The organism is Streptomyces sp. NPDC002868 (assembly GCF_055563295.1).
In genome coordinates, this window is sequence record NZ_JBVHDR010000005.1 from 96843 (window position 1) to 113411 (window position 16569).

The window sequence follows — 16569 nt, forward strand, 5'->3', positions numbered from 1 at the left end:
CCCCTTGCTCACCGCCCTCGTCTTCGCCCCGACTGCTGTGGCGTTGCTGCTCCTCGGCCTGCCGCTCCGCATCCCACAGTCGGTGTTCCGTGCCGCCTGGGTGACGGTGACCGCAGCCGAACTCGCGCTTGTCATCGCCCTGTGGGCCGCCTACCGGTCCGGCGGTGGCTTGCAGTACGAGGTACGGGCCCGCTGGATCCCCAACGCCGGTGTGAGCTACCACGTCGGAGTCGACGGCCTGTCGCTGCCGCTTCTCGCCATGACCTGCGTACTGTTCCTCGCCTGCGCCCTTTACTCGCTGCGGGAGAACAGACGGATCCGCGAGTTCGCCGCGCTCTTTCTGTTTCTGCAGACCACCTGTCTCGGGCTGTTCGTCTCCCTCGACCTGATCCTGTTCTTCGTCTTCTTCGATCTGTCCATCGTGGCGATGTACTTCATCATCGCGGGCTGGGGTCACCGGGACGCGGCCCGGGCTGCGCTGAAGTTCTTTCTCTACACCTTCATCGGCTCGCTCGCGCTGCTACTCGGCTTCATCGGCGTGTATCTGGCCGCTTCCCCGCACTCCTTCGACATGGTCGAGCTGACGAGGCAGAACCCGCTCGCCGGGCGCTCGGTCTACGGCGGCCTCGTGCTGCTCGCCGTCGTGGTTGGGCTGGCTGTCAAAACGCCCACCGTTCCGTTCCACACCTGGCTGCCGCCGGCGCACACCGAGGCGCCGGCCGCCGGTTCCGCGGTCCTCGCCGGAGTGCTCCTGAAGATGGGCACGTACGGCTTCCTCCGCATCGCCATGCCCATGCTCCCGGACGCCTGGCGCCGCTACGCCCTGGTGCTCGTCGTCGTCGGCGTCATCTCGGTCCTCCACGGCGCACTGGTCGCCCTCGCACAGACCGACTTCAAGCGGATGATCGCGTACACCTCCGTGAACCACATGGGTTACATCGTGCTCGCGGTCGGCGCCGCCGCCGCGACCGCCGACAGCTCCGCACAGGCACGCTCCCTCGCAGTCACCGGATCGGTCACCCAGATGGTCAGCCACGGACTGATCACAGGTGCGCTGTTCCTGCTCGCCGGTGTGCTCTACGAGCGGGGGCGTACCTACGACATGGGCGCCTACTCCGGAGTCGCCGCCGTCGCGCCCGCATTCGCGGCCATGACCGGCGTGGCCGCGTTCGCCTCGCTGGGACTGCCGGGCTTCTCCGGCTTCATCGCGGAATTCCAGATCTTCACCGGAAGCCTCGGCCCACGGCCGCTGGCCACCGCACTCGCCGTACTCGGGATCCTGCTCACGGCCGGGCTGTTCCTCCGGGCGCTGCGGCAGATTTTCATGGGGCCGCTCCGGCTGCCCGACGCCCCGGGCACTCCGCGCACGTTCCCCGAAATCCGCCCCCATGAGAGCGCCGCCGTCGTTCCGCTGCTGGTGCTGGCCGTGGTCCTCGGAGTGGCACCGCGTTTCCTGCTGGACGTCATCGAGCCCGCTTCCCGGGCCGTACTCGAGCTGCTCGCCCGATGACCGACATGAACGAGAACCCTCTCGACATCCTCCCCGAGGTCCTGCTTGCGGCCTCAGCCGTCCTCGGACTGCTGCTCGGGGCCTGGCTGCCCCGCAGACGACAGTGGATCGTGGGCCTGTCGGCGGCCGTGGCCGGCTTGGCCGGGATCGTGTCCGCGGCTGTGGCAGCCGGCCGACCGGCCGTGACCGCCTTCGGCGAGGCGTTCGCCGTCGATCCCATCACCAGCACGTCCCGGATCGTGATCCTCGGCGGCACCCTGCTGGTACTCGCCCTCAGCGCGGGACCGCTTCACGCCCATCCCCGGGAGAGCGAGTTCTACGTTCTGCTCCAACTCGCCGCCCTCGGGGCTCTGGTCATGGCCGGGGCACAGAATCTGCTGCTGCTCGCCGCCGGGTACCTGCTCGCAAGCATCCCCGCCTACACGCTCGCCGGCTTCCGCAAGGACGGCCCAGGCACCGAGGCGGCGCTCAAGTATTACGTCATCGGCGCCCTGCTCGGCGTACTCATGCTGACCGGCATCACCGTCCTGTACGCGACCGGGCGCTCCACCGGCTACCCGGCACTCGGCATGGCACTGCGCGACGCGCCCGAGGCGCTCGTCGCCGCCGGAACCATCGGACTCCTCGCAGGGGTCCTGTTCAAGGCCGGTGCCGTGCCCGCCCACTTCTGGGTTCCGGACGCCGTCCAGGGAAGCAGCCCTCCGGTCGCCGCGCTGCTCACCACGCTGCCGAAGATCGGCGCCCTGGCGGCGCTGTTCCGCCTCGGCGATGTCGTCCTCTCCGGCAGTACGCTGCCGTGGCCCGCGCTGATCGCCGTCGTGGCCGCGGCCTCCATGAGCCTGGGAAACCTCGCCGCCTTCTTCCAGCAGGACGTCAAACGTCTGCTGGCCTACTCGACGATCAGTCAGGTCGGCTATCTGCTGATGCCGGTGGCCGTGGCGGGGCGCTCGGACCTCGCCCAGGAAGCGCTGCTGTTCTACGCAGCCGCGTACGCGGTCACCAATCTCGGCGCCTTCGCGGTGGTCTGCGCCCTCCCCCGAGCCGGGAGCATCGACGACTACCGGGGCCTGGCGCGGCAGCGCCCTCTGCTCGCCGTCAGTCTCGTCATCTGCCTGCTGGGCCTCGTCGGCACGCCGCCCACCGCGGTCTTCGTCGGCAAACTCGAAGCGTTCACCGCCGCGTTCGACGGCGGTTACGCCTGGCTCGCCGTGCTGGCCGCCGTGAACACGGTCGCTTCGCTCTTCTACTACCTGCGCTGGATCGTGCCCGCCCTGTCACGCGGCACCGGGGACAAGCTCCACGACGGCGACCGCCGGGCGCGCGGAGTCGCATACACGGCCGCCACCATCTCCATCGGGCTCGGCGTGGCCGGAGGGCCGGTCCTGGCGGTCCTCGACGGTCCGCTCGCCGCCTCCGGGTAGCAGTGCTGTGTCCGTGGCGCACCGCGACCGTTTCCTCGCGGCGCCTCGACGGGGTCGGTGACCGGTGGGCCTGGCGGACGCCCCACAATCGAGCTCATATTCGACAATGGTCGATGACCTGCTGCTTGCGACTGGAAACTGCTCGTGACCACGGGGACGCCCGTCAAGCTCTCCACCGACCGGAACTGCCTTAATTCCGCATAATGAACAGGAGAGCGGCGGGTGGAAGGGGACGTCTCGTGCCATCTGATCGACCAGGGGGCGAGAAGGCTCATGGCCCGTTCTGGTCCGAGCCAGGGGCACTGCTGGAGCACGTGCCTGTGGCTGTCTTCGGTATCGACGACGCCAACCTGGTCTGTTACTGGGGGCCTGGCGCGCGCGACCTTTTCGGGTACGACTCCGCCGCGGTCCTGTCGAAGCCTGGCGCCGTTCTCTTCCCCGACGCGTCCCAAGGCGCCTCCGATTCGTGCACCCTTTTGGTGGAGCGGGGCCGGACTCTGGGGTACTGGCGTGGCCGGCTGGCGGCGCGGCATCGTGACGGCACGGTCTTCGACTGCGGCTTCCGGGTCTTTCCCATGACCGGTGCCGGGGAAAGTTCGGTGGTCATGGGCTTGGCGAGCCGCAGCGACGAGCTCGATCGGGTCAAGACCAACCTGGCCTTCCTCGACGCCCTCTTCGAAACCTGCCCCATCGGTCTGGTCATGCTCGACCAGGACCTGCGGTACGTCCACCTCAACCAGGCGCTCGCCGACATGGACGGGCTCCCCATCGAGGAGCACCTCGGGCGGCCCATGGACGAGATCATGATCACGTCCGACGGCGGCGAGTACCAGCGCATGCTCCGCTCCGTTGCCGCGGGAGGCCTGCCCGTCGTGGGAACGCTGGTGGGTATGCGCACACAGGGTCGTCGGGACCGTGACCAGGTGCGATCGGTGAGCTTCTTCCCCCTGAGCCAGGCGGTCGGCACGCCGCCCGGCGTGGGCGGGCTGCTGGTGGACGTGACCGACCGGGAGCAGGCCATGCTGGAAGCCACCGCCGGCCGTCAGCGGCTGGCTCTGCTGGACCGGGCCGCCGCGCGGATCGGCACCACCCTGGACATGAACCTCACGGCCCAGGAGCTGGTCGAAACAGCGGTTCCGGACTTCTCCGACGGCGCTGTCGTAGAAGTCGTGGAGTGGATGGACGAGGCCGAGGTATTCGACCCGACTCTGCCGCTGTTCACCCGCCGGATCGCCTCCGGGACCATCCTGCCGCCTCCCGCCACCGAGCTGGTGAGCGGCGTGGAGACCGTGAGTTATCCACCCGGCTCCGTGATCCACGACATGCTGCGAACGGGCCGTCCGATCTCCGCCGTGGTGGACGAGGACTTTGTGGCCCGCACCGTCATCATCGAGGCGCGCGCACGCCTGCTGGCCGACAGCGGCCTGGCCTTCATCCTCGTCGCCCCGCTCATTGCCAGGGGCACCGTTCAGGGACTCGCGATGTTCGGCCGGTCCGCGGCCCGGCCGGCGTTCACCGAGGAGGATCTCAGCCTCGCCAGTGAGCTCGCCTCGCGCGCCGCGCTCTGCCTGGACAACGCGCGTCTGTACAGCCGAGTACAGGACATCGCGCTCACGCTCCAACGCGCTCTGCTGCCCAGCGCACTGGCGACCAGCCCGTACGTAGAGATTGCCCATCGGTACGTACCCGGCAGCCACATCACCGAAGTCGGCGGCGACTGGTACGACGTGATCGGCCTGCCCGGCGACCGGGTCGTCCTGGTGGTGGGCGACGTGATGGGACATGGAGTGCCGGCCGCCGCCTCCATGGGCAGGCTCCGGATCACCGCCAAGGCTCTGGCCAGGCACGACCACGAACCGGGCCACCTGCTCGCCGAGCTCGACGCGTGCGCCCAGGAGGCAGGCATCGAGCTGGCGACGTGCCTCTACATCGTGTACGACCCGAAGACCGGCCGGGCCCGGATCGCGAGCGCCGGCCACCCCCCGCCCCTGGTACTCCACCAGGACGGCAGTGTCGAGACCATCGACGACGTTCTGGGAGTCCCTCTCGGCGTCGGCGGCTACCCCTTCGGCACGACCGAGATTGAACTCCCCGAGAACGCAACCCTCGCCCTGTACACCGACGGCCTCATCGAGGCACGCAGCCGGGACATCGAGGCCGGCCTGGACGCGTTGCGCGCCGAACTGGGCCGAGCGTCGGGGCCGTTGGAGGCGATGGCGGACCGCATCCTCACGAGCCTGCTGCCCGACCCACCGGCCGACGACACGGTTCTCGTCCTCGCCCGCGTCCACCGCGTCCGTCAAGGCGACCGGGCCACACTCCAATGAGCCTGTGCCGTCTCTTGAGCACGGCCACTGCCTGTTCGTTGCGTGGCCCGGTCAGGTGAGTGCCGCCGCCAGAAGTGCGGCCGCCTCGGCGACGAGCGCGTTGTCCGCCGACGCGTCGGGTTCGTGTTTGGTCGTGAGGACGGCCATTACGATCGGTTGCCGGTCCGGAGGCCAGGTGATGCCCACGTCGTTGTTGGTTCCGTACTTCCCGCCACCGGTCTTGTCCGCCAGGGTCCAGTCCGCAGGAAGTCCGGCCCGGAAGCGCTCGCCGCTGGTCGTGTTGGCCAGCAGCCACCCGGTCAGCCGTTCCCGGTCCTGGTGTGTGAGCGCGTTGCCGAGAGTGAGGCGCGCGTAGGTCTGTCCGATGGCACGGGGGCTGGTGGTGTCAGTCACGCGCCACGGTTCCGCCGAGTTCAATTCGGGCTCCCACCGGTCGAGCCGGGTTGTACCGTCCCCGATCGAGCGGCAGAAGCGGGTGATGGCGGTCGGGCCTCCCAGCTCGCGGAGCAGGAGATTTCCTGCGGCGTTGTCGCTGTAGCAGATGGTGGCGGCGCACAGTTCCGCGACGGTCATGCCGCCCGCGAGATGCTCGGGAGTACCCGTGATCGGGGCGTATCCCGAGTCCGTGACGTCCTTTTCGGTGTACCGGATGCGCTTGGCCAGGAACTCGCCGTTGTGGTCGAGGTCCCGCAGGACGGCCGCGGTGGCGAGCGTCTTGAACACCGAGCAGATGGGGAAGCGTTCGTCCGCGCGGTACAGCACTCTTCTGCCCGTGGCTGTGTTGCGGGCGAACACACCGAGGCGAACGGAATGTTCCTGCTCAAGCTCCCTCAGCTGCCTGGAGATCTCGTCTCCGCCGGGCGCTGAAGCGTATGCCCTCCCGCCCGTGGACATGGCGGCGGCCAGTGTTGTCCCGGCGCCGATGGCCAGGATCGCGCGGCGGGTGGGGCGTCCCCCTAAGGACTCCAAGATTCGAATTCTCCTCTTCTGTTGCGGCCAGGAGGTTCACCCGGCCCCAGGGAACAGTGGAACAGCCGTTGGCGCGGCAGTTCGCGGACCACTCAACCATGCGTGATCATCCCGCTGTTGCGGGGGACCACCACCGCGGCGAACGGCCGGCAGAGGCTGAACGATCGGCCAAGGGTCGTCAGCGTCTGCGGGCGACGCCCGCGCTGTCCGCCGCGGACTGGAGCGAACGCACCGCGAGCAGCAGGAAGCCGATGTCGTCCAGGAGGACCGGGTCGGGCAGCAGGTCAACCGGACTCGCCAGGTAGATCAGGGCGCCCCAGAAGATCATCTTGTTCTCGACGGGAATTCCGGCGTCCCGCAGCCGGCGCCGTGCCCTCACGAGTCTGACCAGGAGCATGCCGGCCAGCACCACGGTGGTGACGATCAGGGCAGCGGCGACCGCCACCACCACCCACAGTTCGGTACGCATGACTTCTCCCGTCTCCCAGGAGAAGGAGTACCCCACTGCGGCGAAGTCGCTCACCCAGGTGTCGTCAGATGGGTGGCGCGGATGCCGCGCGACATGAGCGATGTGGCGGTCGCGCCCGACTTCGGGCGTGGAGGGACACCGAAGTCGCCGGATATGCCCCGCCGGGTGACCATGGAGAACAAGGCACAGCACGCGATACAACCTGGCGCTGAACGCCGGGAGCAGGGGGCTCGGGGCGGTCCGCGCAGAGGGCCTCTCGGTGGGAGATACCAGTGGTGCACACCGATGTACTGATCGTGGGCGCCGGCCCCGTCGGGCTGACCGCGGCCGCGGAACTCCGCTGTCGCGGCGTCGACTGCCGCATCATCGACAAGCTCCCGGCCCGGCTGCCGTACGCGAAGGCCGTAGGAATCCAGCCCAGAACACTGGAGATCTGGGACCGGATGGGCCTGGTGCGCGCCGCCCTGGAGGCCGCTGTGCCGATGCGCGGGCAGCTGATCTACGTCAACGGTGCCGAACAGGCACGCATCGAACTCAAGCTCCCGCCCGACGTCCCCTATGGCTTCGCTGCCCTGCCGCAGTACGAGACCGAGCGCATCATCGAGGAACACCTGGCCCGCTTCGGCACCCGGATCGAGCGCGGCACCGAGCTGGTGTCGTTCACACAGGACGACGACGGGGTCCGGAGCCGGCTCGCCACATCCTCCGGCGAGGAGCAGGAACTCCGGTCCCGCTTCCTCATCGGATGCGACGGAGCGCACAGCATCGTCCGCAAGACGCTCGGACTCACCTTCGAAGGCGGCGCATTCCCGGACGAGTACATGCTCGCGGACGTGGAGGTCGACTGGAGCATGCCGCGGGGCTACGGCGTACGGGCCATGCACCAGGTCGACGGAGGCACCGACGACCTGCTGGTCTGCATCCCGCTGCCCGGACGCTCCCGCTACCGCATGTCCATGCTGGTCCCGCCCGAGCTCTCCACCAAGGGACAGCCGGACGACCGGGACGAGGTCGCCCACGGACTGGAAGGCGGCCGCGCACCCGGGCTCGAACACATCCAGGAGGTCCTCGACCGGCTCTCGCCGCAGCCGACCACCGCCTCAGCCATGCGCTGGTCCTCCGTCTTCCGCATCAGCCACCGTATGGTGAACCACTACGCGAACGGCCGGGCCTTCGTCGCCGGCGACGCCGCGCACATCCACCCGCCGACGGGCGCCCAGGGCATGAACACCGGCATCCAGGACGCTTACAACCTGGCCTGGAAGCTGGCCCTCGCCGTAGCGGGCAACGCGCACCCCCGACTACTCGGCAGCTACGACGCCGAACGCCGGCCCGTCGGCGAGGAAGTCGTGGGACGCACCGTCCGGCATGCCACCGCGGGCATCCAGGCCGACCCGGCCGACCCGGCCGACCCCGAGACAATGATGCTGCGAGAAGCCCAGTTGCTCGTCGCCTACCGCGACAGCCCTGTCGTGGGACCGGGCACTCCGGGGCAGGACGGCCCCGACGCAGGCGACCGGGCGCCCGACTGCGGCGGCCTCACCGGCACCATCGCCTCCTTCCCCATGCGCCTGTACGACCTGCTCCGCGACCGCGGCCACCTGCTGCTGCTCTACGCGGACGCGAACGCACCGATGCCCGAATTCCACGAACTGGCCGCCGCAGCAAGGAACCTGACCCATGGACAGGTCGATGCCTGTGTCGTCCTCGCCGCCGATGCGGGTGCTGACGAGGCGCAACTGCCGGTCTTCCGCGACAGCCGAGGAGACTTCCGGCGGATCTACCACGCCGAGGGCCCCACGGCGCTCCTCGTACGCCCCGACGGCTACCTGGGCGCACGCCTCACCCCTGCGACCGCGCCCGAGCTGTCCGCCCACCTCGCGGGCGTCTTCGGGTTCGGCACGGAGGAGGGCGCAGAACAGGGGCCGGCGAGCACCGGCGCCCCGGGCGCCGTCGGGCAGGCCGAAACGCTGCTCGCAGCCCTGTCTGATCACCCTGGCAGATCCGACAAGGAATGACCGCCTGCTACTCCAGGCCGCGCACCGGCGCCGCGGACAGCCGACTCAAACCCGATCAGGTTAAAACACAACAAAGCGGGCGTATCCTGTCCAGAACGCCGATAATGCACCGCGGATTTCGACGGAGGCGGCGCATGACCGACCCCCACGGCTTCCTCAAGACACCCCGTCGGCCCAGTGTGGCGCGCCCCGTCGAGGAACGGCTGAGCGACTGGAACGAGGTCCACACAGGACAGACGCTGCTGCCGCTCGTCTCCGAGCAGGCAGGGCGCTGCATGGACTGCGGCATACCGTTCTGTCACAGCGGCTGCCCGCTGGGGAATCTCATCCCCGAGTGGAACGCGTACGCGGCGCGGGGCGACTGGCGGGCCGCGGCCGAGCGGCTGCACGCGACCAACAACTTCCCCGAGTTCACCGGGCGACTCTGCCCGGCGCCGTGTGAGGATGCCTGTGTACTGGCCATCAATGCCGATCCAGTCACGATCAAGAACGTCGAGCAGGCCATCGCCGACCAGATCTGGGAGCGCGGATACGCGCCACCGCAGCCGCCGCAGCGGCTGAGCGGGAAGACGGTCGCTGTCATCGGCTCCGGGCCCGCGGGGCTGGCGGCGGCGCAACAGCTCACCCGAATCGGCCACACCGTTGCCGTCTACGAGCGCGCCGACCGCATCGGCGGGCTGCTGCGCTACGGCATCCCCGAGTTCAAGATGGAGAAGCGGCACCTGGACCGCCGTATCGAGCAGATGCGTGCAGAGGGCACGAAGTTCCGCACCGGTGTGAAGGTCGGCAGCGATCTGGACGCCACCGACCTCAGGAGGCGCCACGACGCGGTGGTCGTCGCTGTCGGGGCCACGGAGCGGCGGGAAATCTCTGTACCCGGACGCGAGCTGTGCGGCATCCATCAGGCAATGGACTACCTGACCCTCGCCAATCGGGTCACGGAGGGTGACTATGCCTCACCCCCCATCACCGCCGAGGGCAAGCACGTGGTGATCATCGGCGGCGGGGACACCGGATCGGACTGCCTGGGCACCGTGCTGCGCCAGGGCGCGGCCTCCGTGGTGCAGCTGGACATCAACCCCGAGCCAGGTGGCGCCCGGCCGGACAGCGAGCCCTGGCCCACCGTCCATCCGAAGGTCTACCGGATCTCCCATGCCCATGAAGAGGCCCGAGGGCGGGAGGGTACGGATCCGAGGCTCTTCGCCTGCGCCACCTTCCGCTTCGAGGGGAACCGGGCCGGCCACGTGTGTGCGGTGCACCTGACGGAAGTGGAGCCTGAGGCCAGAAAGCCGCGGCAGGGCACCGAGCGGATGATCCCGGCCGAGCTGGTGCTGCTCGCCCTCGGCTTCTCCGGTCCCGAGCGGGGCAGCGGCGTGATGGAGCAGCTCGGGCTTACGCTGGATGGGCGGGGAAACTTCGCGCGGGACGCCGGCTTCGCGGCCGTAGCAGCGCAGGCGAAGCAGACAGACCGCGTCAAGGCGGAGGGCGTGTTCGTCGCGGGCGACTCGGGACGCGGCCAATCGCTGGTGGTGTGGGCCATCGCGGAGGGACGGGCCGCAGCGGCGGCCACCGACCTCTATCTCACCGGTTCCACCGTGCTCCCGGCCCCGATCGCCCCGACGGACCGGCCCCTGGCGGTGTGACCCGCCGGCCGATTCCTTCCTGTGCGGGATGCCGACAGGGGTACATCGAAGGCCTGACCGTCCCTCAACTCTCTGTACTCAGAGGTGCTTGACCGGTAATCGGCCCAGTTTGGCGCCCAGTGACCGAAAATCTAATTTCGCTCCGCAGGCCTTGGTAGCGGGTTGCCAATCGAGTTCGAGTGGCAACCCGACGATGGACGGTGAAGACTACAGGTGACGGTTTTGTGACCGGATGAGAGCTCACGAGCTCGTGGCTTCCGGATTGCTCGCTCCCGCCATCGAGGAGCGCGAGGGCACCGGACGCCGGCCGCATTGGCCCATCATGTTCGAAATTTCCTCAAGGAGAAATTTCTTCAAGGGGCTGACATGGAAGACAAATCTGTCGAGGTTTTGACGCCCGGGCCGGATGAATCTGCAGTCGACAAGCGCAGGTACACCGGCCCGAAGACCGGCATCGGGAAAAACCTCGAGGAGATTCTGGCCGAGGTGCTGGCCGACGTCGTGGGCGTCGAGCGGGTGTCGGTCGACAGCCATTACTTCGATGACCTCGGCGCCAATTCGTTGGTGATGGCCCATTTCTGTGCACGGGTGAGAAAGCAGGCGGACCTGCCATCGGTGTCGATGAAGGACGTCTACCAAAACCCAACGATCCGAAGCCTGTCGGCGGCGCTCGCGGACACGGCACCCACCCCTGTCGATTCGTCGGTCCCAGGGTCGACCGAGGTAGTGACACCGGCCAGCACGCTGCAGTACGTCCTATGCGGAACGCTTCAGTTCCTGATTTTCCTCGGATATTGCTTCCTCGCCGGAATTGTCACCGCCAAAGGCTACGAGTGGGTCTCCGCCGGCTCAGGTTTGAGCGACATCTACCTGCGGTCGGTCCTCTTCGGCGGCGCCGGCTTCGTTGGCCTGTGCACGTTCCCGATCGTGGCCAAATGGATCCTCATCGGTCGCTGGGAACCCCGCGAGTTCCCAGTCTGGGGTCTGACGTATCTGCGCTTCTGGACCGTCAAAACGCTGGTCCACGCCAACCCCATGATCTTCCTCGTCGGCAATCCGCTGTACGTGCTGTACCTCAGGGCCCTCGGCGCGCGGATCGGAAAGGGTGTCACGATCCTCTCGCGCACCGTCCCGGTCTGCACCGACCTGCTGACGATCGGCGCCGACACGGTGATCCGCAAAGAGGCGTACTTCCTCTGCTACCGGGCGCACAGCGGGCGTATCCAGACCGGCCCGGTCACCCTCGGCCGGGACGTGTTCATCGGCGAGAAGACCGTGCTCGACATCGACACGTCGATGGGCGACGGTGCGCAACTCGGCCACACGTCCGCGCTGTACAGCGGCCAGGTGGTGCCGGACGGTGAGCGGTGGCACGGGTCCCCCGCACAGCGCACCGAACTCGACTATGTGAGGGTCGCTCCGGCCGGCTGCGGTGCGCTGCGCCGGGCGGGCTACGGCCTCGTGACCCTGCTCCAGCTGTTCCTCCTGTACATACCGCTGACCGTCGGCGGTACGTACATGCTGCTGACCGGGATCCCGTCGGTGGGCAGACTGCTGGCCCCGGGCACGGAGGAGTTCACGTCGTCGCAGCTCTACGTCGACGCGCTGGCCGTCTCCACCGTGGTGTTCTTCGGCTTTCTCGTCGTGGGCCTCGCCGCATTGTTCACCGTCCCGCGCCTGCTGAACCTGGTGGTCAAGCCGGACAAGGTCTATCCGCTGTACGGCTTCCACTACTCGGTGCACCGCGCGATCGCGCGCATGACCAACATCAAGTTCTTCAAATGGCTGTTCGGTGACAGCTCCTACATCGTTCACTATCTGCGCGGCCTTGGATACGACCTGTCCCGGGTCGAACAGACCGGGTCGAACTTCGGTACGGAAGTGCAGCACGAGACCCCGTATCTGAGCTCTGTCGGCAGCGGAACGATGGTCGCCGACGGGCTCTCGATCGTGAATGCCGATTTCTCGAGCACGTCCTTCCGTGTGTCCCGGGCGTCGATCGGGGCACACAACTTCCTTGGGAACAACATCGCGTACCCCTCGGGGGCCAAGACAGGTGAGAACTGCCTCCTGGCGACGAAGGTGATGGTTCCGCTCGACGGCGAGGTCCGCGAGGGGGTGGGGCTGCTCGGCTCGCCGTGCTTCGAGATTCCCAGGTCGGTGGAGCGCGACTCCCGGTTCGACAATCTCCGGGCCGGGGACGAGCTGCGCCGCCACCTCGCCGCGAAGAACCGCTACAACATCCGCTCGATGATCTTCTTCCTGTTCATGCGGTGGATGTACGTCTTCGCGCTCACGGTGGTCGGCCTCGCGGCCGTCGATCTGTACGGCGTTCTCGGGCAACTGGTGATCGCCGGGTCCCTGGCGCTGACGCTCGGGTTCACCGCTCTCTACCTCGTACTGGTGGAGCGTGGGATCGCGGCATTCCGCGCGCTGCGCCCTCAGTTGTGCTCCATCTACGACCCGTACTTCTGGTGGCACGAGCGCCTCTGGAAGGTGCCCGACGAGTACCTCAACGTCTTCAACGGCACCCCTTTCAAGAACGTGATATGGCGGCTGCTGGGTGTTCGGATCGGCAAGCGGGTCTTCGACGACGGCTGCTATCTGACGGAGCGGACGCTCACCACCATCGGGGACGACTGCACCCTCAACGCGGGGAGCAAGATCCAGTGCCACTCGCAGGAGGACGGCACCTTCAAGTCCGACCACAGCACGCTCAGCACCGGCTGCACGCTCGGGGTCGGCGCCCACGTCCACTACGGCGTGACGATGGGCGACGGCGCAGTGCTCGCCGCCGACTCCTTCCTCATGAAAGGCGAGGAGATCCCCCAGCACGCACGGTGGGGAGGAAACCCAGCCACGGAGATGCGAGATCACTATCAGCCGACGACGACTGCGGCGCCGCCGCGTTCGACGGCCCACAGCACCGTGGCGACCGTGAGGGGAGGGGCATGACGATGGGAGCGCAAGTGGAAGCCGACCGGGAGTTCTGGCGCGGTGTGCTCGTCGCCGGTGGATTCACCGCGATACCGCGGTGGACGCTCAATCCGCTGACGGGCGTTGACGAGCACGGGGCGACGATCCCGGACGACGTCGTGGGAGCGTTGTGCCGGCTGGCGGAGGACCTGGCGGTGCCGCTGAACTCGGTGCTGCTGGCGGCGCATGCCAAGGTGCTCGCCGCGCTGTCCGGCGAGCACGAGGTCGCGACCGGCTACGTCGCCGTGGAGGGCGGCCAACCGTTGCCCTGCCGACTGACGACCGAACCCGACTCGTGGCGGACGCTGCTGCTGAACACCCATCAAGTCGAGTCGGAACTGCTGTCGCACAAGGACTTTGCGGTCGGTGATCTTAAGACAGAGCTGGGCCTGACCGAACCGTCGCTCGAGACCGTGTTCGATCCGACCGGCGTCGGCGGCGAGCTCGCCGACGGCACGGCGCTGTGGGTGGGATTCTCGCAACACGCGGGCCAACTCCTGCTGCGGTTGCGGTATCGGACCGACGCGCTCGACGCGGACTGTGCCGCCAGGATCGCCGGCTATCACCTCACCGCACTCGCACTGATCGCCGCCGATCCGGATGCCGAGCACGGGCGGCAGAGCCTGCTCTCCGCCGAGGAACTCCAGTTCCAGCTCGAAGGGTTCGCCGGACCGCGCCGGGACCTGCCGGACCGCCGGTTCCACGAACTGTTCGAGCAGCGGGTGAGGTCACACCCGGACGCCGTCGCAGCCGTGCACGGCGAGCGGCAGTGGACCTACGGGGAGCTCAACGGCCGTGCCAACCGGCTGGGACGGGCCCTGTTGGCGCGGGGGCTGCGCCGTGAAGGTGTCGTCGCGGTGGTGACCGAGCGCAACCTGGACTGGATGGCCGCCGTCCTCGCTGTCTTCAAGGCCGGTGGCGTATATCTGCCCATCGAGCCGCATTTCCCGGCCGAGCGCATCAGGGCCACGCTCTCCCGTGCCGAGTGCGGGCTCGTACTGACCGAACCCGGCAGCACCACCACGCTCGACCAGGCCCTCGACTCGCTGCCCGGAGTCCAGAGGCTCTTCGTCGACGCGGCCTACGAAGAGGACCATGCCGACGGTGATCTCGGCTTCGGCGTCGCGCCGGACCAGCTCGCATACATCTACTTCACCTCCGGCTCCACAGGTGAGCCCAAGGGTGCGATGTGCGAGCACGCGGGCATGCTCAACCACCTCTACGCCAAGATCGACGACCTGGAGATCGGCGAGGGGCAGGTGGTCGCCCAGACCGCACCTCAGTGCTTCGACATCTCGCTGTGGCAACTGGTTTCCGCGCTCCTGGTCGGTGGGCGGACCCTGCTGGTCGAGCAGGAAGTGATCCTGGACGTCCAACAGTTCGTCGACAAGATCATTGACGGCCGGGTCGCGGTGCTCCAGGTCGTACCCTCCTACCTGGAAGTCGTCGTGTCCTGTCTGGAGCAGCACCCCCGCGAGCTGCCGGACCTGCGGTACGTGTCGGTGACCGGTGAGGCGCTGAAGAAGGAGCTCGCCGAGCGCTGGTTCGCGGCCGAGCCGGAGATCAAGCTGGTCAACGCCTACGGGCTGACCGAGACCTCGGACGACACAAACCACGAGGTCATGGACCGGGTGCCGGACCGAATCCTGCTCGGCCGCGCGGTCAACAACGTGCAGGTCTACGTCGTCGACGAACACCTCGTACCGGTGCCGCTGGGCGCCCCGGGTGTGATCGCGTTCTCCGGGGTCTGTGTCGGCCGCGGCTACATCAACGACCCCGAACGCACCCAGGCGGCCTACCTGGCCGATCCGCACCGCGAAGGCATGCGGCTCTACCTCGGCGGCGACTACGGTCGCTGGCAGCCCGAGGGCAAGCTGGAGTTCCTCGGCCGCCGGGATACCCAGGTCAAGATTCGCGGCTTCCGGATCGAGATCGGCGAGATCGAGAACACCCTGCTGCGGGTACCCGGTGTCCGCGACGGTGCCGTGGTGGTCGCCGAGCGGGCCGACCAGAGCAAGCATCTGGTGGCCTTCTACTCCGGCCGGAAGCCACTCGACGCCGACGTCCTGCCGGACCGGCTGGGTGCGTCACTGCCCGAGTACATGGTCCCGTCCGCCTTCCACTGGCGGGAAAGTCTGCCGCTGACGGCCAACAGCAAGATCGACAGGAAGACGCTGAGGGCGCTCGCCGGAGAGCTCGACGTCGTCGAGGACGACTACCGCGCGCCGAATACGCCCACCGAAGAGCGGCTGGCGGCCGCATGGGCGAACGTACTCGGCATACCGCAGAACCAGATCGGACGGCGGGACCACTTCTTCGACCGGGGCGGCACGTCTCTGTCGGCAGTGAAGCTGGCGATCACCCTGGACCGTGCGGTGACCCTCAAGGACGTCACCCGTCACCCGATCCTCGCTGATCTGGCCGAGCTGGTCGACGGCAGGTCCGAGCAGCGCTCCGGGCTGCTGCAGTCACTGTCGGAATCGGACCGCGCGCAGGCCGGCGCCCTGGTGTGCTTCCCCCACGCCGGCGGCAACGCGGTGAACTTCCGGCCGATGGCCAGGGCACTGCCGGCCGACGGCCCGGCGGTCTACGCCGTCGAGCTGCCCGGTCACGACGTGGCCGCCGAGAGCGAGCCGTTCGCGCCGATCGCACAGGTGGCCGAACAGGTCGTCGCCGAGATCACCCGGCGGGGCCTGACCAGGGTCCTGCTGTGGGGCCACTCCTCGGGCACCGCGCCGGCCGTGGAGACGGCCCGGCAGCTGCAGGAGCGCGGGGTGGACGTCCAACGGGTGTTCCTTGGCGCGCAGCTGCTCGGTGACGCCACCGAGCGGCGCGCCGCCATCACCGAGCTGACCGGGCGGAGCAACGCCGAGATCGCCGCGGGGCTGAGCGCAGACAGCGGCTACAGCGAGCTCGGTGAGCTGGATGCGCAGCACGCCGAGCATGTCGGTGCCGCCTACCGGCACGACTGCGTTGCCGCACACCGCTATTTCGCCGACGCCCTGGACGCCCCGCCGACGGTGAAGCTGTCCGCGCCGGTCACCGTGGTCGTTGCCGCCGACGACCCGCACACGGCGGAGTTCTCACGCCGCTACCGCGACTGGCAGCTCCTGGCTGAGCGCGTCGACCTGCACGAACTCGCCGACGGCGGCCACTACTTCCTGCGCAGCCGTCCGACCGAGGCGGCCAAGGCCGTGCTGCGCGCCGCCGAATTGCTGACTTCTTCGTGAGCCGCG

Annotated in this window: 9 protein-coding genes; 7 read left to right on the top strand and 2 right to left on the bottom strand. The window is 68.4% G+C overall.

Translation table 11 applies throughout. The features are described from left to right. Positions 1–4: 4 nt before the first annotated feature. The 3 genes from ACZ3H8_RS17165 to ACZ3H8_RS17175 all read left to right on the top strand — a co-directional run bounded on the left by ACZ3H8_RS17165 (position 5) and on the right by ACZ3H8_RS17175 (position 5258). A complete protein-coding gene (locus ACZ3H8_RS17165; protein ID WP_467402484.1) occupies positions 5–1510 on the top strand; it encodes a complex I subunit 4 family protein in 1506 nt (501 codons plus the stop codon). Further along, positions 1507–2931: an NADH-quinone oxidoreductase subunit N gene (locus tag ACZ3H8_RS17170; RefSeq protein ID WP_467402486.1), complete on the top strand. Its 1425-nt coding sequence runs from the start codon at positions 1507–1509 to the stop codon at positions 2929–2931. Before ACZ3H8_RS17165 ends, ACZ3H8_RS17170 begins: the two co-directional genes overlap by 4 nt. Positions 2932–3134: 203 nt before the next feature. Beyond that, positions 3135–5258: a SpoIIE family protein phosphatase gene (locus ACZ3H8_RS17175; protein ID WP_467402488.1), complete on the top strand. Its 2124-nt coding sequence runs from the start codon at positions 3135–3137 to the stop codon at positions 5256–5258. Between the two features lie 51 nt (positions 5259–5309). Here ACZ3H8_RS17175 and bla read toward each other — a convergent pair whose 3' ends face one another. Next, positions 5310–6227, bottom strand: a complete 918-nt coding sequence (gene bla / locus ACZ3H8_RS17180; RefSeq protein WP_467402489.1) for a class A beta-lactamase — start codon at positions 6225–6227, stop codon at positions 5310–5312. A 178-nt stretch (positions 6228–6405) separates the two neighbouring features. Continuing rightward, positions 6406–6696 carry a DUF1232 domain-containing protein gene (locus tag ACZ3H8_RS17185; protein ID WP_467403229.1) on the bottom strand — a complete coding sequence of 97 codons (291 nt, stop codon included), beginning with the start codon at positions 6694–6696 and terminating at the stop codon, positions 6406–6408. A gap of 272 nt (positions 6697–6968) precedes the next feature. On the opposite strand from ACZ3H8_RS17185, the gene ACZ3H8_RS17190 reads away from it, so the two are divergent. The 4 genes from ACZ3H8_RS17190 (at position 6969) to ACZ3H8_RS17205 (ending at position 16563) form a co-directional block, all read left to right on the top strand. After that, positions 6969–8714, top strand: coding sequence for an FAD-dependent monooxygenase (locus ACZ3H8_RS17190; RefSeq protein ID WP_467402492.1), 1746 nt, complete (start codon positions 6969–6971; stop codon positions 8712–8714). 134 nt (positions 8715–8848) lie between these two features. After that, entirely contained in the window at positions 8849–10357 is a 1509-nt protein-coding gene (locus tag ACZ3H8_RS17195; protein WP_467402493.1) for a glutamate synthase subunit beta, read from the top strand. Between the two features lie 366 nt (positions 10358–10723). Then, the gene (locus ACZ3H8_RS17200) at positions 10724–13312 is read left to right on the top strand and encodes a Pls/PosA family non-ribosomal peptide synthetase (protein ID WP_467402495.1); all 2589 of its coding nucleotides are present in this window, start codon (positions 10724–10726) and stop codon (positions 13310–13312) included. A 2-nt stretch (positions 13313–13314) separates the two neighbouring features. Beyond that, positions 13315–16563, top strand: a complete 3249-nt coding sequence (locus tag ACZ3H8_RS17205; RefSeq protein ID WP_467403231.1) for a non-ribosomal peptide synthetase — start codon at positions 13315–13317, stop codon at positions 16561–16563. Positions 16564–16569 lie beyond the last annotated feature (6 nt).

Coding starts and splice junctions, on each gene's coding strand:
- ACZ3H8_RS17205 (WP_467403231.1), top strand. CDS start 13,315: ATGGGAGCGCAAGTGGAAGCCGACCGGGAGTTCTGGCGCGGTGTGCTC.
- ACZ3H8_RS17185 (WP_467403229.1), bottom strand. CDS start 6,696: ATGCGTACCGAACTGTGGGTGGTGGTGGCGGTCGCCGCTGCCCTGATC.
- ACZ3H8_RS17175 (WP_467402488.1), top strand. CDS start 3,135: ATGAACAGGAGAGCGGCGGGTGGAAGGGGACGTCTCGTGCCATCTGAT.
- ACZ3H8_RS17200 (WP_467402495.1), top strand. CDS start 10,724: ATGGAAGACAAATCTGTCGAGGTTTTGACGCCCGGGCCGGATGAATCT.
- ACZ3H8_RS17195 (WP_467402493.1), top strand. CDS start 8,849: ATGACCGACCCCCACGGCTTCCTCAAGACACCCCGTCGGCCCAGTGTG.
- ACZ3H8_RS17170 (WP_467402486.1), top strand. CDS start 1,507: ATGACCGACATGAACGAGAACCCTCTCGACATCCTCCCCGAGGTCCTG.